Below are 24,750 nucleotides of genomic sequence, written 5' to 3' on the forward strand. Positions count from 1 at the left end.
ACCGGGCAACCGGCGCCCCGCGCGTGCCGACGTACGTCAAAAGGCGATGGCAGGCCCCCGATGCCACCCGTGGCAACGCCCTGCACGCGGGTGCCTGGTGGCTCTGGGCGCTCGGTCTCGCCACCGCCGCCTCGCGCACCACCAACCCGCTGCTCCTCGGCCTGATCGTCGGCGTCGCCGGCTACGTGGTCGCGGCCCGCCGCACCGACGCCCCCTGGGCGCGTTCCTACGGCGCCTTCGTCAAGCTCGGCCTCTTCGTCATCGGCCTGCGCCTCCTCTTCTCCATGCTGCTCGGCTCCCCCATCCCCGGCGCGCACACCCTGTTCACCCTCCCCGAGGTCCCGCTCCCGGCCTGGGCTCAGGGAATCCGGTTCGGCGGCCGGGTCACCGCCGAGCAGCTGGTCTTCGCCCTCTACGACGGCATGAAGCTCGCCACGCTCCTCATCTGCGTCGGCGCCGCCAACGCCCTCGCGAACCCGGCGCGGTTGCTGAAGTCCCTGCCCGCGGCCCTGTACGAGGTCGGCGTCGCCGTGGTCGTCGCGATGACCTTCGCGCCGAACATGGTCGCGGACGTGGTCCGCCTGCGGACCGCCCGCCGGCTGCGGGGCCGCCCCACGGGCGGGGTCGGGGCCGTCCTCCAGATCGGCCTCCCGGTCCTGGAGGGCGCGCTCGAACGCTCGGTGGCCATCGCCGCCTCCATGGACGCCCGCGGCTACGGCCGCACCGCGCAGGTCCCGGCCGCCGTCCGGCGCACCACCAACGTACTCACCCTGGGCGGGCTGCTCGGCGTCTGCGCGGGTACGTACGGACTCCTGGCCGCGGAAGGCGGCGCGTACGGCCTCCCCCTCCTCCTCGTCTCCCTCGCCCTGGCTCTCGGGGGGCTCCGCCTGGGCGGCCGGCGTTCGATCCGGACCCGGTACCGGCCGGACCGCTGGGGCGTACGGGCCTGGCTGGTCGCCGGTTCGGGCGCGGCGGTCGCGGCGTTGCTGATCCGGGCCGCGTCCCTGGATCCGGAGGGCCTGCGGCCGGGCGTCGTCCCCCTGGTCGCCCCCTCCCTCCCGCTCTGGCCGGCCGCGGCGATCCTGATCGGCCTGCTCCCCGCCTTCGTGGCACCCGTACCGCCCTCCCCGGCCTCCCCGCCTCCCCAGCCTCGAAGGAGGCGTAACGCCCCGTGATCCGTTTCGACGATGTATCGGTGACGTACGAGGGCGCGCCGTCCCCCTCCCTCTCCCACGCCGACTTCACCCTCCCGGAGGGTGAGCTGACCCTCCTGGTCGGCCCCTCCGGCGTCGGCAAGTCCACCCTCCTGGGGGCCGTCTCGGGCCTGGTCCCGCACTTCACCGGCGGCACGCTCAAGGGCCGGGTCACCGTCGCGGGCCGGGACACCCGTACGCACAAGCCGCGCGAGCTGGCGGACGTGGTCGGTACCGTCGGCCAGGATCCGCTGGCGCACTTCGTGACGGACGTCGTCGAGGACGAGCTCGCCTACGGCATGGAATCCCTCGGCCTGCCGCCCTCCGTGATGCGCCGCCGCGTCGAGGAGACCCTCGACCTCCTCGGCCTGAACGAGTTGCGCGACCGCCCCATCGCCACCCTCTCCGGAGGCCAGCAGCAGCGGGTCGCGATCGGTTCGGTCCTGACCCCGCACCCGCGCGTGCTCGTCCTGGACGAGCCGACGTCCGCGCTGGACCCGGCGGCGGCGGAGGAGGTCCTGGCCGTCCTGCAGCGTCTGGTCCACGACCTGGGCACGACCGTCCTGATGGCGGAGCACCGCCTCGAGCGGGTGGTCCAGTACGCCGACCAGGTCCTCCTCCTGCCCTCCCCGGGCGCACCCCCGGTCCTGGGCTCCCCCGCCTCGATCATGGCCGTCTCCCCGGTCCACCCCCCGGTGGTGGCCCTGGGCCGCCTGGCCGGCTGGTCCCCTCTCCCCCTCTCCATCCGCGACGCCCGCCGCCACTCCGCCCCCCTCGTCGCCCGCCTGCCCTCCTTCCCGCCTGGTCCGGGGATGCAGCCCCTGGCCGGTTCGGGAACGCAGCCCGCGGCAGGTCCGGGGACACAGCCCGCCCCAGCGGGATCCGAGGCGCAGCCCCGGCGGCCGGCGCACGCCGAGGCGGGTTCCGGGGCGCAGCCCCGGGGAACGGGGGAAGGGCGGGTAGGGGACGGCCGCCCGCAGGGCACCCGGAGCGGCACCGGCACCGGCCTGCTCGCCCGCCTGCTCCGCCGTGGCCGGACCACGGCCCCCGCCCCCGGCCCGGCCCCCGCCGACTCCCCGGAGCGGGACCGTCCGGCCGCGGTCGAGGGCCTCTCCCTCCGCCGCGGCCGCACCGAGGTCCTCCGCGACATCAGCCTCACCGTGGCGAAGGGCGAGACCATCGCCCTCATGGGCCGCAACGGCGCGGGAAAGTCCACCCTCCTGGCCACCCTCGTCGGCACTCTGGAGCCCACCACCGGCCAGGTGACGGTCAGCGGTCGCACCCCTCACCGCACCCCGCCCCCCGAGATGGTGACCCGGGTCGGCCTCGTCCCCCAGGAACCCCGCGACCTCCTCTACGCCGACACCGTCGCCGCCGAGTGCGCCGCCGCCGACCACGACGCGGGCCAGGCGCCCGGCACCTGCCGCGCCCTCGTCACCTCACTGCTCCCCGACGTCCCCGACGACACCCACCCGCGCGACCTCTCCGAGGGCCAGCGCCTGGCCCTCGCCCTGGCCCTGGTCCTGACCGGCCGCCCGGCGCTGCTGCTGCTCGACGAGCCGACCCGCGGTCTGGACTACGCCGCCAAGGCCCGCCTCGTGGAGATCCTGCGCGGACTCGCCGCCGACGGCCACGCCATCGTCCTGGCCACCCACGACGTGGAGCTGGCCGCCGAGCTGGCCCACCGCGTGGTCATCCTGGCCGGCGGCGAGATCGTCGCGGACGGCCCGACCGCCGAGGTCGTCGTCTCCTCCCCCGCCTTCGCCCCACAGGTGGCCAAGATCCTGGCTCCGGCCCACTGGCTCACGGTCTCCCAGGTCGCCGCGGCCCTGAACGCCCGGGCGAACACATGAGCAGCCCCACCAAGCGGCCCACCAAGCGGCGGCCCCGCCCCATCCGCATCGGCCCCCGGGCCGCCGCCGCCCTGGTCCTCGTCACCCTCATCGGCATCGCCGCCTTCGGCTGGCCCCTCCTCGCCGACCGCCAGTCCGGTTTCGCCCACTCCCAGGACGCCCCCTGGCTCTTCGCCGCCCTGCTGCCCCTCCTCGTCGGCGTGGTCGTCGCGACCATCGCCGACGACGGCATGGATGCCAAGGCCGTGGCCATGCTCGGCGTACTGGCCGCGGTCGGGGCCGCGCTGCGGCCCCTCGGTGCGGGCACGGCCGGCCTGGAGCCCATGTTCTTCCTGATGGTGCTGAGCGGTCGCGTCCTCGGCCCGGGCTTCGGTTTCGTCCTCGGCGCGGTCACGATGTTCGCGTCGGCCCTGCTCACGGGCGGGGTGGGTCCGTGGATGCCGTTCCAGATGCTGGCCATGGGCTGGTTCTCGCTGGGTGCGGGCCTGCTGCCGGGGCCGGACCGGCTCCGGGGGCGGGCCGAGCTGGCGATGCTCGCGCTGTACGGGTTCCTCGGCTCGTTCGCGTACGGCACGATCATGAACCTGCAGGGTTGGGTGATCCTGCAGGGCATGGGCCAGGGCATCTCCTTCCACCCCGGGGACCCGCTGGCCGCGAACCTGACCCGCTTCCTCGCGTACTGCCTGGCGACCTCCGTGGGCTGGGATCTGGGTCGGGCGGCGCTGACCGTCGTACTGACCCTCGCGCTCGGCACGACCCTGCTGAAGGCGCTCCGGCGGGCCACACGGAAAGCCGCCTTCGATGCGCCCGTGGCCTTCGATCCGGGGGGCGGATCCGCCCCCGCGCCTTCTCCCCGAAGGGGTACGAATGACCACGAAGGGTGAGTTCCGGGCTGTTGGGCGGTGACCCGCCCCACAGGACCCAGGTCACATACGAGGCGGGATAGTAGTCCTTGAACGTCCCGTACTCACCCCCGCGTACTGGCCGCCACCTGCGCGGACGCCCACCCCACGGGTGGGGGGTCGTTGCGCCCCGGCTGCGAGGGCCACTAGTAAGAGCGGTCTTTGCCAGGGGCGGCGGAGCCCCGTAGAACTGGATGAGTCGCAGGGCGGACGGAGATCCCCCGGGTTCACCCCCGGCTCTCCTGTTCCCGCCGACGATCCCCTCTCCTGTCGCGTGAGTGGCTCACGTACGTCTTCGGCGTGCCTGTGACCGTCCTTGTCCCCTTCGGAAGGTTCCGTCCGTGTCCCACGCCGTCATCCGCCGTATCGCCGCTTCGAAGAAGACCTTCGCGGGCACCGTTCTCGCCCTGGGCGTCGCCGGTTCCATGCTGGCCGCCGTTCCGGCGCAGGCCGCCCCGATGAACGCCAAGGCGATCGCCCAGCAGATGATCAAGGACCCGGCGCAGTTCGCGGCGTTCAACAACATCGTGTCCCGTGAGAGCGGCTGGAACCACACCGCCACCAACTCCTCGTCCGGCGCGTACGGCCTGGTCCAGGCCCTGCCGGCCTCGAAGATGGCCTCGGCGGGCTCGGACTGGAAGACCAACCCGGCCACCCAGATCAAGTGGGGCCTGGACTACATGAACTCCCGCTACGGCAGCCCGGTCGGCGCCTGGAGCTTCTGGCAGACCCACCACTGGTACTGAGCCACCAGCGGCAGCGGACCGGAAGTACCGCTCGACCCCGCCCGATCACCCGACCCCCTGGCGGGCTCGGCGCGCGCATGCGAAGGCCCCGGCGGCCGACCTCCCCAGGTCCGGCCACCGGGGCCTTCGCCATCCCATCCCACTGGGTTCGAAGGCGGCGCAGCCGGAGCTACAGCCGCTGGATGATGGTGCCCGTCGCCAGCGCGCCTCCCGCGCACATGGTGATCAGGGCGAACTCCTTGTCGCGCCGCTCCAGCTCGTGCAGGGCGGTGGTGATCAGCCGGGCGCCGGTGGCGCCGACGGGGTGGCCGAGCGCGATGCCGCCGCCGTTCACGTTGACCTTCTCCAGGTCCTGGTCGAAGACCTGGGCCCAGCTGAGGACGACGGAGGCGAAGGCCTCGTTGATCTCGACGAGGTCGATGTCCTTCAGGGACATGCCGGCCTTGCCCAGCACCGCCCGCGTCGCGTCGATCGGCCCGTCCAGGTGGAAGTGGGGGTCCGAGCCGACGAGCGTCTGGGCGACGATCCTGGCGCGTGGCCGCAGCTTGAGCGCGCGGGCCATCTTGCGCGAGGCCCACATCACGGCGGCGGCTCCGTCGGAGATCTGCGAGGAGTTCCCGGCGGTGTGGACGGCCGTCGGCATGACCGGCTTGAGCCGGGCGAGCGCCTCCATGGAGGTGTCGCGCAGGCCCTCGTCCCGGTCGACCAGGCGCCACATGCCCTGGCCGGCGGCCTGCTCCGCCTCGGTGGTCGGCACCTGCACGGCGAAGGTCTCGCGCTTGAAGCGCTCCTCGGCCCACGCGGCGGCGGCCCGCTGCTGGGACAGCACGCCCAGCCTGTCCACGTCCTCGCGGGTCAGCCCGCGGTGGCGGGCGATGCGCTCGGCGGCCTCGAACTGGTTCGGGAGGTCGACGTTCCACTCGTCCGGGAAGGGCTTGCCCGGGCCGTGCTTGGAGCCGGAGCCCAGCGGGACGCGGCTCATGGCCTCGACCCCGCAGGCGATGCCGATGTCCATGACCCCGCCGGAGATCATGTTGGCGACCATGTGGTTGGCCTGCTGGGAGCTGCCGCACTGACAGTCCACGGTGGTCGCGGCGGTCTCGTACGGCAGACCCATCGCCAGCCAGGCGTTGCGGGCGGGGTTCATCGACTGCTCACCGGCGTGCGTGACGGTGCCGCCGACGATCTGCTCCACGCAGTCGGGCTGGATGCCGGTGCGGGCGAGGAGCTCGCGGTAGGTCTCGCCGAGGAGGTAGGCGGGGTGAAGATTGGCGAGCGCGCCCCCGCGCTTGCCGATCGGTGTGCGTACGGCTTCGACGATGACGGGTTCCGCGGCCATGAGCTCGTCCTCTCCTGCTCCTGCGTAGCGCGCAGCGCGCCTCGCTGGCGCGCCTCAGCTGGCGGGCGGGCCGTCCCGGCGCCCCACCCGAACTAGTACGCGTTCTAGTTCTCCCCGCAGTCTTATGACCAGAACACCCGGTACGCAAGGGTCTTGCACGTGGCTTACACGGATTCCACACGCAACAGTTGGCGCGGGGACCCTTGTCACTTCTAGAACTCGTTACTACCTTCAAGCCAACTTCTGATGGGCCGTCAGACCTTGGAGTCGCCCCGATGACCTGCCCCGTGCTGCCCGAAGGCTTCGACGCCACCGACCCGGACGTGCTCCAAGCCCGGGTCCCCTACCCCGAGTTCGCACAGCTGCGGCAGACGGCGCCCGTCTGGTGGTGCCCGCAGCCGCGGGGCATCACCGGCTTCGACGACGAGGGGTACTGGGCCGTCACCCGGCACGCGGACGTCAAGTACATCTCGACGCACCCCGAGCTGTTCTCCTCCACCACGAACACGGCGATCATCCGCTTCAACGAGCACATCCAGCGCGAAGCCATAGATGCCCAGCGCCTGATCATGTTGAACATGGATCCGCCGGAGCACACCCGCGTACGCCAGATCGTGCAGCGGGGCTTCACCCCGCGGGCCATCCGCGGGCTGGAGGAGGCCCTGCGCGACCGCGCCCGCAAGATCGTCGCGGAGGCCGTGGAGGCCTCCGCCGACGGCAGCTTCGACTTCGTCACCCAAGTCGCGTGCGAGCTCCCGCTGCAGGCCATCGCCGAGCTGATCGGCGTACCGCAGGAGGACCGGTCCCGGATCTTCGACTGGTCCAACAAGATGATCGCCTACGACGACCCGGAGTACGCGATCACCGCCGAGGTCGGCGGCAACGCCGCGGCGGAGCTCATCGGTTACGCGATGAACCTGTCCGCGGCCCGCAAGGAATGTCCGGCCAAGGACATCGTCACGCAGCTGGTGGCCGCCGAGGGCCAGGGCAACCTGGGCTCCGACGAGTTCGGCTTCTTCGTCCTGCTGCTGGCCGTCGCCGGCAACGAGACCACCCGCAACGCCATCAGCCACGGCATGCACGCCTTCCTGACCCACCCCGAGCAGTGGGAGCTGTACAAGGCGACCCGGCCCTCGACGGCCGCCGAGGAGATCGTTCGCTGGGCCACCCCCGTGGTGTCCTTCCAGCGGACGGCCACTCAGGACACCGAGCTGGGCGGGCAGAAGATCAAGGCGGGCGACCGGGTGGGGATGTTCTACTCCTCCGCCAACCACGACCCCGAGGTCTTCGAGAACCCGGAGGCCTTCGACATCACCCGCGACCCCAACCCCCACCTGGGCTTCGGCGGCGGAGGCCCGCACTTCTGCCTCGGCAAGTCACTGGCCATCATGGAGATCGACCTGATGTTCAACGCTCTGGCCGACGCCCTGCCCGACCTGCACCTCGTCGGCGAGGGCCCGCGCCGGCTGCGCGCGGCCTGGCTCAACGGCATCAAGGAGCTGCGGGTCAGCCACGGTTGACCCGTGATCCAGGATGGCAGGGGCCTCACCTCCCACGCCCGGCCCCTGCCGTCCCTCGGTGTTACCCACCGGTCGTTACCGTCTCGCCACCTTCGAGATCATTGCCCTGGCGGCGGCCCGGCCCCCAGACTGCCCGGATGAACCTTGAGGACCCCAGCGCCAGACGCTGGCAGCGGTTGCCGACGACCTGGCGGCGGATGGCCGAGGAGAACGGGTCCGAGCCCATGCACCAGGGCGTCCTGGCGCTCATCGAGGCCGCCCGCGAGGAGCCGGAACTGCGCCGGCTGTACCCGTACACCAGCCACTTCACGCTGTGGTTCAGCGCCTCCGCCGGGCATCCCTTCGCCGTGACCGCACCGGCCGTCGAGCCGCTGCCCGACGGCCGCTTCCGCGTGCGCGGCCCCCGCCAGACCACGGTGCTCGGCGAAACGGACACGGCGACGGCGGCGATAGCCCTGGTCGTGGCCAACCTGCCGGCCGACTGAGCGGAACGGCACCCCGTGCCCCGTCGGGGGCGCCAGGGGCGTGGGGTCCGGGACGCAAACCCCGCCCCTCCCCCGAGTGGCAGGAGCGACGCCACGGGCGCACCATGACAGAACGCGGCGATCCAGCGCGAAGGGGTGCCGGGACGGCTGCAACACCGCCCCGGCACCCCTTCGTCGTCGGCCCCGACCTAGTCGGCCGCGACGCGTCGGCCGCGACCCGGCGGCCCCCGATTCCTCGGTCAGGCCCTCGTCCGCTCCGCGGACCCCGCTCCGACCCGCTCCGGCTGCCGCGGCCGCGGCACGGCCACCCCGGCCGGCAGGGCGGCGCCCCGCGGACCCGAGAGTACGTAGACGAGCCCGAACCCGGCGCCGACGACGAGCGCGCCGCCGACCGCGTCGAGCACCCAGTGGTTGGCGGTGGCCACGATCGCGCAGACCGTGATGGTCGGGTGCAGCGCCCCCAGGAGCTTCTGCCAGCGCTTCGGCGCGAGCGTCACGATCACGATGCCGCACCACAGCGACCAGCCGAAGTGCAGCGAGGGCATCGCCGCGTACTGGTTGGAGATCGCGGTCATGGCCCCGTAGCTCGGGTTCGCCAGGTCCTGCACCCCGTGGACGGTGTCGACGAAGCCCAGGTCCGGCATCAGGCGCGGCGGCGCCAGCGGGTACAGCCAGAAGCCTATGAGCGCCAGGACGGTGGCCAGGCCCAGTGAAGCGCGGGCCCAGCGGTAGTCCTTGGGGCGGCGCCAGTACAGGACCGCCAGGATCGTCAGCGGGACCACGAAGTGGAAGGAGGTGTAGTAGAAGTTGAAGAACGCCTCCAGCCAGGGCGCGTTCACGACCGCGTGGTTCACGGCGTGCTCGATGTCGATGCCGAGCGCCTTCTCGATGCCGTGGATCTGATGGGCGTTGCCCTCGGCGAGGGTGCGGCTGGTGGGCGCCGCGGCCCGGATGTGCGAGTACAGCGAGTACCCGACCCGTATCAGCAGCAGCTCCAGCAGCAGGTTCGGGCGCGACAGCACCCGACGCCAGAACGGCAGCAGCGGAACCCGCGCCCAGCGCGCCGGCGCGGGCCGGCCGTAGGCCGTGGGGACCGGCTCGCGCCAGTACGGGGAGGAGCGCGGCAGGAACGGTACCGCGCAGGCCGCCGCGAGGGCCGCGAGCAGCAGCACGTTGTCCCGTACGGGGGCCAGCGCGACCAGGTTGGGCATCAGCACGTCGCTGGGCAGGGTCATGGCGAGCACCACCGCCACCGGCCACACCGGCCGGTCGGCGGCCCGCTTGCCGACCTTGCCGGCGACCGCGAGCAGCACCCACAGCAGCTGGTGGCGCCAGCCGGTCGGGGACACGGCGACGGCCACGCAGCCGGTGATGGCGACCGCGAGCAGCAGCTGGCCGTCCCGGGCGTAGCGGGCGGCACGGCGCAGGCCGATCCAGACGATCGGGGCCGCGAGGGCGGCGTACAGCAGGATCTCGCCGGGGCCGGAAAGGCCCAGGCGCAGCAGAGCGCCGTGCACGGACTGGTTGGCGAGGCCGTCGGGGGCGCCGCCGAGGCCGGTGCCGGCCAGGTGCTGGACCCAGTACGTCCACGAGTCGCTGGGCAGGGCCGCCCAGGACAGCGCGGAGGCGCCGACGAAGGTCACGGCGGCGGAGCGCGCGCCGGCCCTGCGTCCGGTCAGCCACAGCAGCGGGGCGAACAGCAGCAGCGCGGGCTGGAGCGCGGCGGCCAGGCCGATCAGGAAGCCGGACGGGCGGTCCCCGGGCACCCGGAACACCGCGAGCAGCACCAGCAGGACCGGTAGCACGGCGGTCTGGCCGGGCAGCGCGGCCTCCCGGACGGGCAACGAGACCATCATCAGCCCGACCAGCACCGGCGCCGCCAGCAGCGCCGTGCGCCGGGGCACGGGATCGGGCAGGCCGCGCGCGGCGACGAGCCCGATGGCGGCGACGAAGAGCAGCGTCACGCAGGTCCAGGCCACCTCCAGGGAGGGCGCGGCGAGGCCGAGGAGCGGCTTGAGGACCAGCCCCGCGAAGGGGGTCCCGGTGAACTGGCCGTTCTCGTAGAGCGAGCCCGGAAGACTGCCCGGTAGGTGGAAACCGCTGAGCCACTCTCCCGGCGGCACGCGGAGCACGACCGCGGCCTGCCTGACGGCTAGCAGCCCGGCCAGCGCCCACAGCATGAGGCGCGCCGCCCCAAGCCTGCCGCCGGTACCGCCTATGACCCCGGCATGTCCGTTCGCACCACTGTGCTCCGCCGCGTTAGCCACGCCTCGCCGGCCTCCCGCCCTGTTGACCGCAACCCTGACTTCGCCTGGCTGCCGCGTTTAGTACCGCGTTTCATACCGCGTGCTTCATTTACCCGGACGACGATATCCCTCGCCGGATACCTAGGATGTCGGCATGAGCATCGTGAAGATCAATGCACTCACCGTCCCGGCCGAGCAGCGGGAAGTTCTGGAGCAGCGGTTCGCCTCCCGTGCGGGCTCCGTGGAGGGCTCGGACGGCTTCGAATGGTTCGAGCTGCTGCGGCCCGTCGAGGGCACGGACAAGTATCTCGTGTACACGCGGTGGGCTTCCGAGAAGGACTTCCAGGCGTGGATGGACGGGCCCATGAAGGCGGCCCACCAGGGTAGCGGAGCGACGGGCGGCGGGCCGGGCGGAGCGGCGGGCGGCGAGGGCGGCGCGGCGGGCGGCGAGGGCGGCGCGGAGCGGCCGAAGCCTGCGGCCACGGGCTCGTCGGTGTGGTCCTTCGAGGTCGTGCAGCAGGCGGCGCCGAAGCAGGGCTGAGCAGGGGAGGGGCCCGGAGCGGTTGCTCCGGGCCCCTTTTTTCTTTTCTTTTTCTTTCCCTTCGGCCACCTCAGCCCCAGAAGGCGTCCATCTCGTCGATGTCCTCGATGCAGACGTCGAGGTCGCTGATCTTCCCGCCGACGATCGTGAAGAAGATGCCCTCGTGGATCTCGATCCCGCGGACGCCGCGGTCCGCGCGCGTTGTGTGGAAACTCATGACGTGGCCGCGGCCGTCGGCGAGCAGTTTGTCCAGGTGGAGGCTGAGTGTGCCGTTCGTCTCTTCGCCGAGCCGGCGGTAGAGGTCGAGGACGGCTTCCCGCCCCTTGTGGTGCCCGGATATGGGGCTGGTTCCGGGCATGTGCTGGATGACGTCGGCCGTCATCATCGCGCCCAGCTTTTCCATGTCGCCCTGGACGAAGGCCTCGTAGCCGCGACGGACCAGGACACAGTCAGGATGCTCCGACATGACGGTTCACGCCCTTCGTGCGCACGGTTTGCCCTTTTTCCTATCATCGGCCCGTGCCTGTGGATATTCCACGCGGGGCGCCTCCGTCGGGCTCCACAATGACGCCATGAGCAGCGACGAGACGATCACCGCCACGACGACGACAACGACATCGACCACGACTTCGACCACGACGGCCTCGACTGCTACGCCGGCCAGTGTCCCGGCGACGTCGGCCTGTGCCCCGGCGACCTCCGCCGCTTCCGCTGCCTCCTGGCTGGTCACCACGGAGGCGTTCACGACCCCGGACGCCACGCTCCTGCGGCGCGCGTACTACGCGGAGGTCGCGGGCCGGTACTGGAACCGGACCGTCACGGAGGCCGAGATCGACCAGGGCCTCCTGGACTTCCCCGACGACGGGCTCACGGCTCCGACGGGCCGGTTCGTGGTCGGCAGACTCGCCGGCCGGCCCCTGGCGTGCGGGGGGATACGCCTCCTGGACTCCGTCACCGCCGAGCTCACCAGGGTGTACGTGGACCCGCGCGCCCGCGGTACGGGTGGCGGGGCGGCCCTGCTCCGGGCCCTGGAGGAGGCCGGCCGCGCGATGGGTGCCGAGTGCGTCCGGCTGGACACCCGGTCCGACCTGGTGGAGGCCCGCGCGCTGTACGCGCGGCACGGGTACGCGGAGATACCCGCGTACAGCGACGGCCCCTACGCCGAGCACTGGTTCGAGAAGCGCCTGGTCTGACCCGGGGTGCAGCCGCGCGGGGTGGCGGGACCTCGGGGTGCGGGCGGCGCGCCCCGGGCGCGAGCGGCGGAGCGCGGGCGGCGGGTGGGTCAGGTGGCGGAGTGGTCCCGGCGCGGCAAGGCCTCGTAGGGCTCCTCGGAGGCGGAACCGCAGAGCTCCGCGTTGATCTCCGCGACCAGGTCGGACAGGTCGGTCGGGCGGTCCGGGCTCCACCAGTCTCCGAGCAGTTCGGCGAGCGACTCCTCCCGTGCGGCGGACAGCTTCAGCGCGCTCTCGCGGCCCTTGGCCGTGAGGACCAGCGGCAGTCCGTCGCGGACGGCCAGTCCGCGTCCCTCGATCTGGCTGGCCGCGTCCGTGACGACCTTCAGCGGCACGATGGTCCGCTCGGCGAGCACCGCCGGATCGACGGAGCCGTACCTGTTGATCCGCAGCAGCATCCAGCTGGATGCGGGCAGCAGGTCGTAGCCGGCCTTCGCGGTGATCTTCTCGTAGACGTGCTTGCGTCCCTGGAGGGTGCCGAGCGCGGTCAGTGCGCGGGCGACCTCCTCGCGGGAGGAGCGCTGGACGGGGTTCGAGGCGAGGGTCTCCGAGACATCGGGAGCCGTCACCGAGCCGCGCAGCTTGTCCTCCTTGAGGAACCAGGCCACGACGAAGGCCACCAGCACCACGGGCACGGCGTAGAGGAAGACGTCGGTGATGGAGGTGGAGTAGGCGTCGAGCACGCGCGGGCGCAGCGCGGGCGGCAGGGCCCCGATGGCCCGCGGGTCGGCCTCCAGCCTGCTCGCGTCCACCCCGGGCGGGAGAGGGACCCCGGCCAGCGCGGCGGCCAGTTTGTCGTCGAGCCGGTTGGTGAAGATCGTGCCGAAGATGGCGACGCCGAAGGAGGCGCCGATGGAGCGGAAGAAGGTGGCACCGGAGGTGGCGACACCGAGGTCGGCGTAGCTGACCGAGTTCTGGACCACGAGTACGAGCACCTGCATGACCAGTCCGAGGCCGGCGCCGAAGACGAAGAAGTAGGCACTCATCTCCCAGGTGGAGCTGGTGCGGTGCAGCTGGTGCAGGAGCAGCAGCCCGACGGCGGTCACGGCCGTGCCGGCGATCGGGAAGACCTTCCAGCGCCCGGTGCGGCTGACGATCTGGCCGGAGGCGGTGGAGGTGATCAGCATGCCGAGCACCATCGGCAGCATGTGGACGCCCGACATGGTCGGCGAGACGCCCTGGACCACCTGCAGGAAGGTCGGCAGGTAGACCATCGCGCCGAACATCGCGAAGCCCACGACGAAGCTGATCAACGAGCAGAGGGTGAAGGTCCGGATCCGGAACAGCTTGAGCGGGAGCACGGGCTCCGCGGCCCGCCGCTCGATGAGGACGAAGGCGATCACCAGCACGAGACCCAGGACCGCCAGCCCGATGATCTGGGGGGAGCTCCAGCCCCAGGTGCCGCCGAGGGAGGCGACGAGCACCAGGCAGGTCGCGACGGAGGCGATGAGGAAGGTGCCGAAGTAGTCGATGGTGTGCTTGTCCGAACGCACCGGGATGTGCAGGCTCGCGGCGATGACGACGAGTGCGACGAGACCGATGGGGAGGTTGATGTAGAAGACCCAGCGCCACGACAGGTGGTCCACGAAGAGTCCGCCCAGCAGCGGGCCCAGCACGCTGGTCGCTCCGAACACGGCGCCGAAGAGGCCCTGGTACTTGCCGCGTTCCCGCGGCGGGACGATGTCCCCGACGATCGCCATCGACAGCACCATCAGACCGCCGCCGCCCAGCCCCTGCAGCGCGCGGAAGCCGATGAGCTCCGGCATGTTCTGCGCGAGGCCGCAGAGGGCGGACCCGATCAGGAAGAGCACGATGGCGTACTGGAAGAGCTTCTTGCGCCCGTACTGGTCCCCGAGCTTCCCCCACAACGGCGTGGCCGCCGTCGAAGCGAGCATGTAGGCCGTGACCACCCATGACAGGTGGGCCATCCCGCCGAGCTCGCTGACGATCGTCGGCAGGGCCGTCGACACGATCGTCTGGTCGAGCGCTGCGATGAGCAGCCCCAGCAGCAGTGCGCCGATGGAAACGAGCACCTCGCGCGAGGCGTGTTCGGCACGGGGGCCGGCTTTGCGCGGGTCGGGCTCCGTGGTCACGTCCTGAACCATCGGCTCCTCCTCAGGCCTGATCGACTACTCCATCCTGAGCGGTGTGTCCGGTTATGGCCTGTCGGGCGGGTTGGGCGGGGTACCGGGGGTCTGCATAATCGCTGGCAGTGGCCAGGGGAGGGATCCGAGTGAACGCCGAGCACTGTCCGGAATGTGACGCCGTGGGCACCCGTTGCGGATGCGTACCGGGGTTCCAGCCCCTGCGCGTGCGCCCGTACGTCGCCCTGCCCGACCCCGGCCAGGAGACCGCCCCGCCGCCACCTCTCCCGCCACCGCCGCCGTACCCCGGCCGGGCGGCGGAGACCGCCCCGCCGTACGGGACACCGGCGTCCGAGGCCCCCACTCCGCCGTACGGGACACCCGTGGTGCCCCTGGCGGAAGAAACGATGCAGCTGACGGCCGTCCCGACCCACGCGCCACAAGGGATGCAGGGGACGCAGGGGATGCAGGGGATGCAGGACCCTCGCGGGGCACGCGGCACACAGGCGGGGCACTCGACGCACGAGGCGTACGCGGCATCCGCCGCACACGCGGCACCCCCTGCACACATGACTCACACGACCGACACGACGCACACGACGCACGACGGGTACGAGGCCACGCCCCCGCGGCGCCGCATAGGCGTGCTACCGATGGCCGCGGCCTCCGTCGCGGTCATCGGCGCGGCCGCCCTGACCCTGGTGGTCTTCTCCGGCTCCGACGAGCCCGGACCGGCCCTCCTCGACGCGAAGCCGTCCTCCCCCCTCATCAGCCTGACCCAGGTGGACCCGTCGCGGTCGGCCGCGAGCGCCGAGCCGACCCCCTCCCCCTCCTCCTCCCGCTCCGCCAGCCCCTCCCGCTCAACTTCCGCATCCCCCACCCCCTCCCCGTCCCCCACCCCGAGCCGTTCGGCGGCGCCCTCGGCCTCCCCGTCCCCCACCCCGAGCCGCACCTCCGGCCCTCCCAAACCCCCCGTCCAGGGGCCGACGCTCCGGTACGGGGACTCCGGCCCGGAAGTGGAGAAGCTGCAGCGCCTGCTGTCCGCGCAGGGCATCTACCGCGGGAAGTTCGACGGCCGGTACGGCAGCCGCACGGAATCGGCGGTATCCACGTTCCAGGCGTACAACGGCATCGACGAGGACCCGTGGGGCGTCTACGGTCCCGCGACCCGCCGCGCCTTGGAGGGATAGAACACACGGGATCCGGTGGCGCGCACCCCTCCGCGTTTTGTATGGTTCAGGAACAAAGTGGTTCCGTCCTCACTCCCTGACCGGTGGACGGAACCACTTGTTCTCTTTTCCCGCCCCGTCTGGAGCCCCTCCGATGCCCACCGGCAGCCCCACCACCACCACCACCACCACCACCACCACCGTCCTGACCGCCAAGGCCCTGCTCCTGGACATGGACGGCACCATCGTCAACTCCGACGCGGTGGTCGAGCGCTGCTGGCACGACTGGGCTGTCGCCCACGGCCTGGACCCACGGGAAGCCCTCAAGGTGGTCCACGGCCGCCAGGGCTACGCCACGATGGCGATCCTCCTCCCGGACCGCCCGATGGAGGAGAACCTCGCCGAGAACGCGGTGATGCTCGCCCGCGAGACCGCCGACACCGACGGCGTGGTCCCGGTCGGCGGCGCCACCGAGTTCATGGCCGCCATCGGCGACCTCCCGCACGCGCTGGTCACCTCCGCCGACGCGGCCCTGGCCACGGCCCGGATGGGCGCCGCCGCCCTGCCGATGCCCGAGGTCCGGGTCACCGCCGAGTCCGTGCGGTCCAGCAAGCCCCACCCCGAGGGCTTCCTCAAGGGCGCCGCCGCGCTGGGCATGGACCCGGCCGACTGCGTCGTGTTCGAGGACTCCGCGGCCGGCATCGCCGCAGGCCTCGCCGCGGGCATGCGCGTCATCGGCATCGGCCCGCGCGCCGCCGCCCACGGCCCCACCGCCCACGTCCACGACCTGACGTCCGTCGACGTCACCACCGCCCCCGACGGCGCCATCACCCTCACGCTCCGCACCGCCTGACGGCGCGCTGGGCCGGGGCCGGCCACGGAGCTCCGGCCCGCCCCGAACCAGGCACGTCGGCTGCCCTGTTGAGGGCCCAGGACCCGGACTGGGTACGGACCCACTGGCTGCACCCGGGCCCAGACCCACGAGCCGGACCCCGCCACGCGCCTACCGGCCCGACTGGGCACGGGCCTACCCGTCTGCCCGTGCACGGGCCTACCCACCGGCCCCCACCACGGACCGACCCGCCCAACCGGGCACAGGCCTGACCGGTCCAACCGGCCACGGGCCTACTGGCTGCACTGAGTACGGGCCTACCCGCCTGGCCCGGCAGAGGCCTACCAACCGAACCCCGACACGGGCCTAGCCGCCCAACCGGGCACAGGCCTACGGTCCAACCGTCCACGGCCCCACTGACTGGCTGGCTGGCTGGCTGGCTGGCTGGCTGGCTGGCTGGCCCGGCATAGACCTACCAGCCAAACCCCGGCACAGGCCTACTGGTCCGACCGGGCACGGAGGAGCGGGGCTCCGGACCGGCTGTCGGGTGCGGGCGCCGTTGGCGGGGCGGCTCTGCCCCCGACCACCGCGCCGCAGCCGAAGCCGCAGCCGGGACTGGAAGCCGCATCTACGCGTACCACCGTTCACGTGCGGGCTGGAGCCAGCTGGCTCCAGCCCCTCCGGCGTTTGAGGACCGCGGTCCGGGGCTGAGCCCCAGGTACCTCAGGCACAGCCCAGGGCCAGCAGGTCCGAACAAGCCCCAGAGACCCCAGGCACAACCCAAGACCGACAGGCCCGAGCAAGCCCCAGGGACACCTCCAACCCCACCAGCGCCTGAGGATCGGAGCCCGAGGCAAGGCCCCAGAGACCTCACGCACAACCCAGGGCCAGCAGGCCCGAGCAAAGCCTGGAGGCACCTCCAACCACCAGCGTGTGAGGACCGAGGTCCGGGGACGAGCCCCAGGGACCTCACGCACAGCCCAGGACCAGCAGGCCCGGGCAAGCCCGGGGGCACCTCCAGCCCGTCCGGCGTTTGAGGACCGGGGTCCGGGCAGAGCCCGGGGAACGGGCGAAGGGCGGGTAGGGGAACTCCGCCCCGCAGGGCCGAACCACCCGCACCCGCCCACCCGGCCCCGCACCGGGACGACACGGGCGACACCCCGCCCAGCCACCGCCGGACGGTGCCGGCACAGCGGCCCGAAGCCCGGGAGCCCAGCCCGCCCCGGCCACAGGCCCACCGGTCCAACCGGAGCTCACCCGCCGGGCAACCGGCTCGAGTACGGCCCTACGGGCCAGAGCTGAGCCGACCAGCCGAGCGGCAGCCAGGAGGCCCGGCCGCCCAAGCGCCCGGCCCGGCCGGCCCCGGCCCGACCTGCATGCCCGACCACCGGACCCACCGGACCCACCCGCTCAGGCGACGCAGAACTCGTTGCCCTCAGGATCCTGCAGGACGACGCCGTAGTGCGTCTCCAACTCGTCCAACACCCGCAGCACCCTCGCCCCCGCCGCAACAAGCCGTTCCACCTTGTCGTCGACCCGCCGCGTCCGCACGTCCATCGGAACCCCGCGCCCGCCGCTGACCTTCAGGTCGAGGTGGACCCGGTTCTTCCCGGTCTTCGGCTCCGGAACCTGCTGGAACCACACCCGCGGCCCCTGCCCCGCCGGATCGACGATCGACTCCGGGAGCTCCCCGACCCCCTCGGGCAGCTCCTCCTCGGGCACTCCCATGGCCGCCCAGTACGCACGCCAGGTCGCGTGCCCGTCCGGCGCCGGTTCGGGTACGTACTCGAGCGCTTCGGCCCAGAACACCACCATCGCCCGGGGATCGGTGCAGTCGATGGTCACTTGCATCGTCGTCTCCATGCCCAGAGCCTCTCAGGCCCGGGGCCTCTCAGACCCAGACCCTCTCAAGCCCGGGGCCCCTGAACGGCGCTCGCCGATCGCCCCCTCACCGGGGACCGGCTGCCGCAGCCGACCCCGCGCCGCCCCCACACGGACACCCACCGGCCCCTCGCAGCGGATCCACCCGCCACGTCGAACAGCGGCTTCGCGGCCATTACCGCCCCGCCGGTGCGAAAGGCTCCGGCCACGGCAGCCGCCCGCTCACGGGACACCGGCCCCGGGCGCGGGTTCCAGAACCGGGACCGGGACCCGGCCGCAGACCCGGGACCCGGCCGCGGAACCGGGACCCGGCCGCGGAACCGGGTCCCGGCCGCGGGACCAAGGACACGGACTCGGACGCCACAACAGATCACGCCACCAACGCCCCCGGCGCAGGACATCCCATCCGATCCCCACCCAACCCGGCCAGGAAGCCCAACTCCCTTTACGCATAGGCATGTCACCGACCTCGCCATGACATGCCCATGCCTCCAAACTGCCATCTCGCGCCCATCCCCGGGAAACCCGGCGCGGCCAGCATTGCCACGCCCCACAGCACGCCCACCCCCACACCCACCCAGGAGCCCCCCATGCCCATGCCCATACCCTGCATGCCCTCCGCGGCCCCCACACCCTCCATACCTTCCCGCTACGCGCGCCGACTCGGCATGCTCGCCGCCGCGGTCGCGGCCGCCTCCCTCACCACCCTCCTCGCCGCCCCCACCGCCTCGGCCACCCCGCCCACCCCCATGAGCGCCGCGGCCGCCCGCTCCTACCTCGCGACCGTCACACCGAAGACCGAAGGCTCCACCAGCGGTTACAGCCGTGACCTCTTCCCCCACTGGAGCACCGTCTCCGGTACCTGCAACACCCGCGAGACCGTCCTCAAGCGTGACGGCTCGGGCGTGGTCCAGGACTCCGCCTGCGCGGCCGTCAGCGGCAGTTGGTACTCCGAGTACGACGGCGCCACCTGGACCGCCGCCTCCGACCTCGACATCGACCACGTCGTCCCGCTCGCCGAGGCCTGGCGCTCCGGCGCGAACTCCTGGACCACCGCCAAGCGCCAGCAGTTCGCCAACGACCTCACCCGCCCCCAGCTCATCGCGGTCACCGACAACGTCAACCAGGCCAAGGGCGACCGCGACCCCGGCAAGTGGCTGCCGTCGCGCACGGCCTACCGCTGCACGTACGCGCGCATGTGGGTCGAGGTCAAGCAGTACTGGGCCCTGAGCATGGACTCGACGGAGAAGACCGCCCTGGTCAACATCCTCAACGCCTGCTGACCGACACCCGCACGCACGCACCCGCACCCGCACGCACCCACCCGCACCGGCACAGCCGCGCGCACCCACGCACCCTCGCACCCACAAGCCCCACCCCCACAGCCCGCCCGCCCCGCGCCCCACCACACCCCTGGCCAAGGATCTTTCCCCCGCCAGGGGGAGGTGGAGCGCCCCCTCCCCGTCGTACGGTGGCCGCACGCCAACGCAGGACGAAGGAGGGGGAGTCATATGGCCGCAATGCGCCTGGGACCGCTGCTGCGCCACGTCGACTGGGACACGGGAGACTCCGCCACGATATGGATCGAGGCGGACCGCCCCTGCACCGCCGAGGTGCGCTGTGCCGACGGCTCCGGCGGCAGCGTCCGCACCTTCCAGATCGCCGGCCACCACTACGCCCTGATCCCCGTCACCGGCCTCACCCCGGACTCCACCACGGCGTACGAGGTGTTCCTCGACGGCCGCCGCGTCTGGCCGCTGCCCGACAGCCCCTTCCCGCCGAGCACCATCACCACCCCGCGCACGGGCAGGCTCGGCCCCGCGGGCGCCCCCGCCCTGCGCCTGACCTTCGGCTCCTGCCGCCAGGCCGCCCCGCCGGCCAGCCGCCGCGGGCCGCACGGCCCCGACGCGCTCGACACCCTCGCCGCGCAGCTGGCCGCCGACGCGGAGGCGGTGCGGCCCGACGTCCTGCTGCTCCTGGGCGACCAGGTGTACGCGGACCAGCTGTCCCGCTCCACCCGCCAGTGGCTGGCGGCCCGGCGGGACCTGCGCGAGGCACCCGGCGCCCAGGTCGCGGACTTCGAGGAGTACACCCGGCTCTACTACGAGTCCTGGCTCGATCCGGAGATCCGCTGGCTGCTCTCCACCGTCCCGAGCCTGCACATATTCGACGACCACGACGTCATCGACGACTGGAACACCAGCGCCGCCTGGGTGGCGCAGATGCGCGCCACCCCGTGGTGGCGGGAGCGGGTGCTCAGCGGGCTGATGTCGTACTGGGTGTACCAGCACCTGGGCAACCTCTCCCCCGCCGAACTGGCGGCCGACGCGCTGTACGGGGCGGTCCGCGAGACCCCCGACGGCACCGACGCGCTACGGGCCTTCGCGGCCTCGGCGGACGCCGACCCGGCCACGGTGCGATGGAGCTACCGCCGCGACTTCGGCCGGTCCCGGCTACTGATGGTCGACACCCGGGCGGCCCGCGTGCTCGAGGAGGACGGGCGGGCCATGCTCGACCCGGCGGAGCAGCAGTGGCTCCGCGACAACGCCCTGGCCGGGCACGGGAGTTACGACCACCTCCTCATCGGGTCGTCGCTGCCGTGGCTGCTGCCGCCGCTCGTCCACGACGCGGAGGTCTGGAATGCCGCGCTGTGCCGCGGGGAGCGCGGCCCGCGGTGGGCCAGGATCGGGGAGGACCTGCGGCGGCGCAGCGACCTGGAGCACTGGGCGGCGTTCCCGGCCTCGTTCGCGGCGCTCAGCGACCTCGTGGAGGAGGTGGGCACGGGCCCCCGGGCTCCTGCGACGGTGTGCGTGCTGTCGGGGGACGTGCACCACGCGTATGTGGCCGAGCCCCGAATACCCAGTACGGCCCGGGTGTTCCAGCTGACGTGCTCGCCCGTGCACAACTCCATCCACACCGCCGTGAAGTGGGGCTTCAGGTTGGGCTGGTCGCGGTTGGGCCGGTGGCTGGGCCGGGGCTTCTCCCGGCACGGCCGGACGGGCCGGCCCCCGCTCAGCTGGCGGCGTACGGGCGGCCCGTGGTTCGGCAACCAGCTCATGACGCTCGCACTGTCGGGCCGCTCCGCGCGGCTGCGCCTGGACCAGGCCCGCAAGGGTCCGCGCCTGGTGACGGTCCTGGACCGGGACCTCACGCCTGCGCCCCAGGAAGGCGGGCGGCCCGGTTCGGAGCGGGGGTGAAGGGCTGAAGGAGGTTCGGGGCCGCGAACAGGGACCACACGCCGGGTCCGACCGCCCCCCGGGCGTCCGGTCCTTGGACACCCGGCATACTCTGTTGGGCTGCCAGCCGCCCCTGCCGCTCCCCGCGACGTCGCGGCGCTTCACGCCGAGGCACGTCAACCGGACTGGGGAGTCCCGCTTTGTTTGAGACTCTGGGCTCGCTGACTTCGAGCCCATGGATCTACGCCCTCGTGGCGCTGTCCATCCTGCTCGACGTCTTCCTGCCGGTACTGCCGAGCGGGGTGCTGGTGATCACCGCGGCAGCGGCCGCGGCGGCCGCCGGAGCGGCGGGACCGGTGCCCGTAGAGGCGCGGGTCCCGGACATCCTGGCGCTGCTGGTGACGGCCGTCACCGCCTCGGTGCTGGGAGACATGGCCGCGTACCGGCTGGCCCGGCGCGGCGGCGCCCGGCTCGACCGGGCCATCGCCCGCTCGCGCCGGCTCACCCGCGCCCACGAGCGCCTGGGCACCGCCCTCGCGCGCGGCGGCGGCGCCCTCGTGGTGATCGCCCGCTTCGCCCCGGCCGGCCGCTCGGTGGTCTCCCTCGGCGCGGGCAAGACCCAGCGCAAGGTCAAGGAGTTCCTGCCCTGGTCGGTCCTGGCCGCCATCGCCTGGGCCGGGTACAGCATCGCCCTCGGCTACTTCGGCACCCAGTGGCTCGGCACCACCTGGCTCGGCACCGCCGTCTCCGTGATCGCCCTGTTCGCCGCCGGCGCCCTGGCAGCCCTGGTAGTCCGCCGCCCCACCCCCGCCCCGGCAGCCTGACCCCACCCTCACACCTCCCCGCCCGCCCCGCCCCGCCCCCGGGCCCCTCCGCCCGGAGCTCCTCCGCGACACCTCGCCCCCTCCCGGTGCCCGATTCACGGCCACCCGCTCCCCTCCTCCCGCTCCCCCTCCTCCCGCGCCCGAGCCTCCCCCGGGCGGAGCAGTGGCTCACCCGTTCACCCGGCAGCGATCGCCGCGGTCGCGCCGGGCTCCTAGCGTCCAGAGAACGGTGCGTACTCGAATCCGCGCCGCGCCGTTCCCGGAGCCCGAGGAGTCCTCTCCATGTCCCCCACCCCGCACCGCCCCCGCCGGTACCGCCCCCTCCACCGCTTCCTGGCCGTCACCGGCGCGGCCGTCGTCATCGCCGCCGCCGCTCCCGCGACCCTCGCCCACGCCGGTCCCTCCGGCAGCGTCTCCCCCACCAGCGTCGCCCCCGGCGGCCGGGTCAGCCTCAATGTCACCGGCTGCGGCACACGGACCGGCAAGGCCAGCTCCCGCGCCTTCGGCGAGGTGTGGCTGACCCCGGGCAACGCCGAGGCCACCAACCTCTTCGGCGCCGCCACCACCTCCACGAACATCAGCGCCGGCTCGCACCCCGTCACCTTCGAGTGCGGCGGCCCCGGAGGCGAGCGGGTCACCGTCGCACTGAACATCACCCCGGGCGCCGCCCGCGGTGGGCTCGGCGGCAGCGTCAGCTCCATGAGCCCGGGCGAGATCGCCATCGGCGGCGCCCTCGTAGCGAGCGCGCTCGGCGCCGGCGTGTGGTTCCTGCGCCGCCGCACGGGCCACGCCTCCTGACACCGACGGGGGGTTCCACGAACGCCGGACGTCACGGGAGTGGCCGATGGTCCCGCCGCACTCGGGACTTTCCCCACTCCCGCCCGGATCCGGGTCCCGCAAGGCTGAGTCCACGCACCGCTGCCCCCACAAGGAGCCCGCCATGGACCAGAGCCCGCGCCCCGTGATCGCCGCCGTCGACGGCTCCGCGAACGGCAACCGGGCCCTGGAATGGGCCATCTCCCAGGCCCTGATGGTCGGGGCCCCGCTGCGCATCGCGCACGCCCGCCTCTACATGAACTCCATCGGCTCGGCCCTTTCCGGCGCCTTCGAGGAGCCGGGCCAGGACGACGACCCCGTACTCATCCGGGTCCGCGAGTCCCTCGAGGGCCGCGCCGGGCTCCCCCCGATCGAGTACGCCTCCCACCCCGGCGCCCCCGACACGGTGCTGCCCGCCCTCGGCGAGGGCGCCCAGCTGATGGTCCTCGGCTCGCGCGGCCGCGGTGGCTTCGCCAGCCTCCTCCTCGGCTCGAACGGCATCGCCTGCGCCGGCCGCGCCGCCTGCCCCGTGGTGGTCGTCCCGCGCGCCGATCCGCCCGTGCGCGACCCGCACGGGAAGGTCGTACTCGGTCTGAACAGCGCGTCCCCCGACGACAGCACCACCTGGTTCGCCTTCCGCGAGGCGGCCCGGCGCGGGGCCCGTCTCGACGTCGTCGTCGCGCACGCCTGGCCCGGCCGCACCTTCACCGTCGCGGGTGCGATCGGCTCGACGGCCGCCCACGAGGAGACGGCCTCCGCCCACGAGGTCGCCGCGCTGGCGGCGGCGCACCTGCGCCCGCACGCCGAACGGTTCCCGGAGGTGGCGGTCGAGCAGGTGTCGGCGCCGGGCGACGCGGCCGGCCACCTGGTCGCGGCCTCCCGGGCCGCTGACCTGATCGTCGTCGGCCGCCACCGCAAGCGCCCGTTCTCCCCGCGCCTGGGGTCCGTCACCAACGCGGTGCTGCTCCACACCGGCTGCCCGGTCGCGGTGGTCCCCCTGGAGGAGGACGCCGTCCCGGCAGCCGCCTGACCAGCAGAACACGCCCCACCAGCCCCCGTAGGGGCCGCCCGCCGCCCACCAGAGCCGGCTCCTACCCCGCCACGGCCGCCCCCCTGACCTGGAGCCCGTCCAGGAGGTCCCGGGTCGCCTCCGCGACCGCGTCGACGGCGGCCGCAAAGACCTCCTGGTTGTGGGCGGCCGGTGCCCTGAACCCGGACACCTTGCGTACGTACTGCAGGGCCGCGGCCCTGATCTCCTCCTCGGTGGCCTTCTCCGGGATCGAGGGCGGGCGCAGCGTCTTAATGGATCGGCACATACCCCCACTATCCCGCTCCCCCGCCCCTTGTGACACAGGTCATAGGGAATGTCTGGGCGGTCCGCGGCCTCTTCCTTCTCGAGACACCGTCAAGGAGGAAGCAATGAGAACCCCATGGGCACGCCCGGTCACCCGCCCGTGCCGCGCGGTCGCGCCCGCCCTGCCCCTCGCCGCGACGGTGCCCGCCACCACGACCACCCCAACCACCACGACCGAGCGGAGCCCCGCCGGTCTCTACGGGCTCCGCCGCTCACCGGACCGCGCCGCCGACCCGGCGAACCCCCCGCGCGCCGCCCGGATCGCGGGCGGCGGGGTCTTCGACAAGCCGGTCACCACGGGCCGTACGGTGAGCTTCGCCATCCTCCAGCAGCTCGCGGGCACGTACGCGGCGGCCGCTCCGGTGCAGCCCTCGACGCTCACCGCGCACCTGCCGGACCCATCGGAGAAGAACACCCGCCTGGCGACGACGCCCCCCTCCCTCCCCCGGCTCGGCCAACGGTGACGATCCCCCGAACCACGACGACGACTCCCCCCCACCCCATCGCCCTCCCCCACACACTCGCCGGACCTGCCCGTACTCGTACGCGCGGCCCAG

22 protein-coding genes are annotated in these 24,750 nt (G+C 73.0%); 16 read left to right on the forward strand and 6 right to left on the reverse strand.

Going from position 1 to position 24,750, the window contains the following annotated elements; genetic code table 11:
* The first annotated feature begins 23 nt into the window (after positions 1-23).
* The 4 genes from OG389_RS11690 to OG389_RS11705 all read left to right on the forward strand — a co-directional run bounded on the left by OG389_RS11690 (position 24) and on the right by OG389_RS11705 (position 4,694).
* Entirely contained in the window at positions 24-1,175 is a 1,152-nt protein-coding gene (locus tag OG389_RS11690) for an energy-coupling factor transporter transmembrane component T (RefSeq protein ID WP_328303696.1), read from the forward strand.
* Complete coding sequence (locus OG389_RS11695; RefSeq protein ID WP_328298413.1) at positions 1,172-3,046, forward strand: ABC transporter ATP-binding protein; 1,875 nt, start codon at positions 1,172-1,174, stop codon at positions 3,044-3,046. The genes OG389_RS11690 and OG389_RS11695 overlap by 4 nt, the downstream gene beginning before the upstream one ends.
* Complete coding sequence (locus OG389_RS11700; protein ID WP_328298414.1) at positions 3,043-3,930, forward strand: ECF transporter S component; 888 nt, start codon at positions 3,043-3,045, stop codon at positions 3,928-3,930. Before OG389_RS11695 ends, OG389_RS11700 begins: the two co-directional genes overlap by 4 nt.
* Before the next feature lie 359 nt (positions 3,931-4,289).
* Entirely contained in the window at positions 4,290-4,694 is a 405-nt protein-coding gene (locus OG389_RS11705) for a transglycosylase SLT domain-containing protein (protein ID WP_328298415.1), read from the forward strand.
* 169 nt (positions 4,695-4,863) lie between these two features.
* Here the strand turns inward: OG389_RS11705 and OG389_RS11710 are convergent, their stop codons facing one another.
* Positions 4,864-6,033, reverse strand: coding sequence for a steroid 3-ketoacyl-CoA thiolase (locus OG389_RS11710; protein WP_328298416.1), 1,170 nt, complete (start codon positions 6,031-6,033; stop codon positions 4,864-4,866).
* Positions 6,034-6,308: 275 nt separating this feature from the next.
* Between OG389_RS11710 and OG389_RS11715 the strand changes: the two genes are divergently transcribed.
* Positions 6,309-7,553, forward strand: a complete 1,245-nt coding sequence (locus OG389_RS11715) for a cytochrome P450 (protein ID WP_328298417.1) — start codon at positions 6,309-6,311, stop codon at positions 7,551-7,553.
* Positions 7,554-7,690: 137 nt separating this feature from the next.
* Positions 7,691-8,038, forward strand: a complete 348-nt coding sequence (locus OG389_RS11720) for a DUF6193 family natural product biosynthesis protein (protein WP_328298418.1) — start codon at positions 7,691-7,693, stop codon at positions 8,036-8,038.
* A 239-nt stretch (positions 8,039-8,277) separates the two neighbouring features.
* Here OG389_RS11720 and OG389_RS11725 read toward each other — a convergent pair whose 3' ends face one another.
* Positions 8,278-10,218: a bifunctional glycosyltransferase 87/phosphatase PAP2 family protein gene (locus OG389_RS11725; protein ID WP_328303698.1), complete on the reverse strand. Its 1,941-nt coding sequence runs from the start codon at positions 10,216-10,218 to the stop codon at positions 8,278-8,280.
* Between the two features lie 220 nt (positions 10,219-10,438).
* On the opposite strand from OG389_RS11725, the gene OG389_RS11730 reads away from it, so the two are divergent.
* Positions 10,439-10,825, forward strand: a complete 387-nt coding sequence (locus tag OG389_RS11730; RefSeq protein WP_328298419.1) for an antibiotic biosynthesis monooxygenase family protein — start codon at positions 10,439-10,441, stop codon at positions 10,823-10,825.
* A 70-nt stretch (positions 10,826-10,895) separates the two neighbouring features.
* Here OG389_RS11730 and OG389_RS11735 read toward each other — a convergent pair whose 3' ends face one another.
* Positions 10,896-11,291, reverse strand: a complete 396-nt coding sequence (locus OG389_RS11735) for a nuclear transport factor 2 family protein (protein ID WP_328298420.1) — start codon at positions 11,289-11,291, stop codon at positions 10,896-10,898.
* A 256-nt stretch (positions 11,292-11,547) separates the two neighbouring features.
* Here OG389_RS11735 and OG389_RS11740 point away from each other — a divergent pair, with 256 nt between their 5' ends.
* Positions 11,548-12,018: a GNAT family N-acetyltransferase gene (locus OG389_RS11740; RefSeq protein ID WP_328303700.1), complete on the forward strand. Its 471-nt coding sequence runs from the start codon at positions 11,548-11,550 to the stop codon at positions 12,016-12,018.
* 89 nt (positions 12,019-12,107) lie between these two features.
* Here OG389_RS11740 and OG389_RS11745 read toward each other — a convergent pair whose 3' ends face one another.
* Positions 12,108-14,162 carry an MDR family MFS transporter gene (locus OG389_RS11745; protein WP_328298421.1) on the reverse strand — a complete coding sequence of 685 codons (2,055 nt, stop codon included), beginning with the start codon at positions 14,160-14,162 and terminating at the stop codon, positions 12,108-12,110.
* 548 nt (positions 14,163-14,710) lie between these two features.
* Here OG389_RS11745 and OG389_RS11750 point away from each other — a divergent pair.
* Both OG389_RS11750 and OG389_RS11755 read left to right on the forward strand, forming a co-directional pair.
* The gene (locus OG389_RS11750; protein WP_328298422.1) at positions 14,711-15,331 is read left to right on the forward strand and encodes a peptidoglycan-binding domain-containing protein; all 621 of its coding nucleotides are present in this window, start codon (positions 14,711-14,713) and stop codon (positions 15,329-15,331) included.
* Positions 15,332-15,464: 133 nt separating this feature from the next.
* Complete coding sequence (locus OG389_RS11755; RefSeq protein WP_328298423.1) at positions 15,465-16,163, forward strand: HAD-IA family hydrolase; 699 nt, start codon at positions 15,465-15,467, stop codon at positions 16,161-16,163.
* Between the two features lie 1,389 nt (positions 16,164-17,552).
* On the opposite strand, the gene OG389_RS11760 is transcribed toward OG389_RS11755, so the two are convergent.
* A complete protein-coding gene (locus tag OG389_RS11760) occupies positions 17,553-18,005 on the reverse strand; it encodes a VOC family protein (RefSeq protein ID WP_328298424.1) in 453 nt (150 codons plus the stop codon).
* Positions 18,006-18,613: 608 nt separating this feature from the next.
* Between OG389_RS11760 and OG389_RS11765 the strand changes: the two genes are divergently transcribed.
* From OG389_RS11765 to OG389_RS11785, 5 genes are all read left to right on the forward strand, one after another.
* Entirely contained in the window at positions 18,614-19,306 is a 693-nt protein-coding gene (locus OG389_RS11765; RefSeq protein WP_328298425.1) for an HNH endonuclease family protein, read from the forward strand.
* Positions 19,307-19,534: 228 nt separating this feature from the next.
* Positions 19,535-21,220: an alkaline phosphatase D family protein gene (locus OG389_RS11770; protein WP_328298426.1), complete on the forward strand. Its 1,686-nt coding sequence runs from the start codon at positions 19,535-19,537 to the stop codon at positions 21,218-21,220.
* Positions 21,221-21,399: 179 nt separating this feature from the next.
* A complete protein-coding gene (locus OG389_RS11775) occupies positions 21,400-22,023 on the forward strand; it encodes a DedA family protein (RefSeq protein WP_328298427.1) in 624 nt (207 codons plus the stop codon).
* 282 nt (positions 22,024-22,305) lie between these two features.
* Positions 22,306-22,821, forward strand: coding sequence for a hypothetical protein (locus tag OG389_RS11780; RefSeq protein ID WP_328298428.1), 516 nt, complete (start codon positions 22,306-22,308; stop codon positions 22,819-22,821).
* A gap of 142 nt (positions 22,822-22,963) precedes the next feature.
* A complete protein-coding gene (locus OG389_RS11785; RefSeq protein WP_328298429.1) occupies positions 22,964-23,869 on the forward strand; it encodes a universal stress protein in 906 nt (301 codons plus the stop codon).
* A gap of 61 nt (positions 23,870-23,930) precedes the next feature.
* On the opposite strand, the gene OG389_RS11790 is transcribed toward OG389_RS11785, so the two are convergent.
* Positions 23,931-24,155: a DUF2277 domain-containing protein gene (locus OG389_RS11790; protein ID WP_328298430.1), complete on the reverse strand. Its 225-nt coding sequence runs from the start codon at positions 24,153-24,155 to the stop codon at positions 23,931-23,933.
* A 103-nt stretch (positions 24,156-24,258) separates the two neighbouring features.
* Between OG389_RS11790 and OG389_RS11795 the strand changes: the two genes are divergently transcribed.
* Complete coding sequence (locus OG389_RS11795) at positions 24,259-24,657, forward strand: hypothetical protein (RefSeq protein WP_328298431.1); 399 nt, start codon at positions 24,259-24,261, stop codon at positions 24,655-24,657.
* The last annotated feature ends 93 nt before the right edge of the window (positions 24,658-24,750 follow it).

It is taken from the genome of Streptomyces sp. NBC_00435 (assembly GCF_036014235.1).
In the GTDB taxonomy this organism is placed as follows: Bacteria; Actinomycetota; Actinomycetes; order Streptomycetales; family Streptomycetaceae; genus Streptomyces.

Excerpts from the sequence above, each read along its gene's own strand:
- OG389_RS11735 (WP_328298420.1), bottom strand. The coding sequence starts at position 11,291 with ATGTCGGAGCATCCTGACTGTGTCCTGGTCCGTCGCGGCTACGAGGCC.
- OG389_RS11790 (WP_328298430.1), bottom strand. The coding sequence starts at position 24,155 with ATGTGCCGATCCATTAAGACGCTGCGCCCGCCCTCGATCCCGGAGAAG.
- OG389_RS11750 (WP_328298422.1), top strand. The coding sequence starts at position 14,711 with ATGACTCACACGACCGACACGACGCACACGACGCACGACGGGTACGAG.
- OG389_RS11710 (WP_328298416.1), bottom strand. The coding sequence starts at position 6,033 with ATGGCCGCGGAACCCGTCATCGTCGAAGCCGTACGCACACCGATCGGC.
- OG389_RS11765 (WP_328298425.1), top strand. The coding sequence starts at position 18,614 with ATGCCCATGCCCATACCCTGCATGCCCTCCGCGGCCCCCACACCCTCC.
- OG389_RS11785 (WP_328298429.1), top strand. The coding sequence starts at position 22,964 with ATGGACCAGAGCCCGCGCCCCGTGATCGCCGCCGTCGACGGCTCCGCG.
- OG389_RS11745 (WP_328298421.1), bottom strand. The coding sequence starts at position 14,162 with ATGGTTCAGGACGTGACCACGGAGCCCGACCCGCGCAAAGCCGGCCCC.
- OG389_RS11755 (WP_328298423.1), top strand. The coding sequence starts at position 15,465 with ATGCCCACCGGCAGCCCCACCACCACCACCACCACCACCACCACCACC.
- OG389_RS11715 (WP_328298417.1), top strand. The coding sequence starts at position 6,309 with ATGACCTGCCCCGTGCTGCCCGAAGGCTTCGACGCCACCGACCCGGAC.
- OG389_RS11770 (WP_328298426.1), top strand. The coding sequence starts at position 19,535 with ATGGCCGCAATGCGCCTGGGACCGCTGCTGCGCCACGTCGACTGGGAC.
- OG389_RS11795 (WP_328298431.1), top strand. The coding sequence starts at position 24,259 with ATGAGAACCCCATGGGCACGCCCGGTCACCCGCCCGTGCCGCGCGGTC.
- OG389_RS11720 (WP_328298418.1), top strand. The coding sequence starts at position 7,691 with ATGAACCTTGAGGACCCCAGCGCCAGACGCTGGCAGCGGTTGCCGACG.
- OG389_RS11780 (WP_328298428.1), top strand. The coding sequence starts at position 22,306 with ATGTCCCCCACCCCGCACCGCCCCCGCCGGTACCGCCCCCTCCACCGC.
- OG389_RS11730 (WP_328298419.1), top strand. The coding sequence starts at position 10,439 with ATGAGCATCGTGAAGATCAATGCACTCACCGTCCCGGCCGAGCAGCGG.
- OG389_RS11760 (WP_328298424.1), bottom strand. The coding sequence starts at position 18,005 with ATGGAGACGACGATGCAAGTGACCATCGACTGCACCGATCCCCGGGCG.
- OG389_RS11700 (WP_328298414.1), top strand. The coding sequence starts at position 3,043 with ATGAGCAGCCCCACCAAGCGGCCCACCAAGCGGCGGCCCCGCCCCATC.
- OG389_RS11725 (WP_328303698.1), bottom strand. The coding sequence starts at position 10,218 with ATGCTGTGGGCGCTGGCCGGGCTGCTAGCCGTCAGGCAGGCCGCGGTC.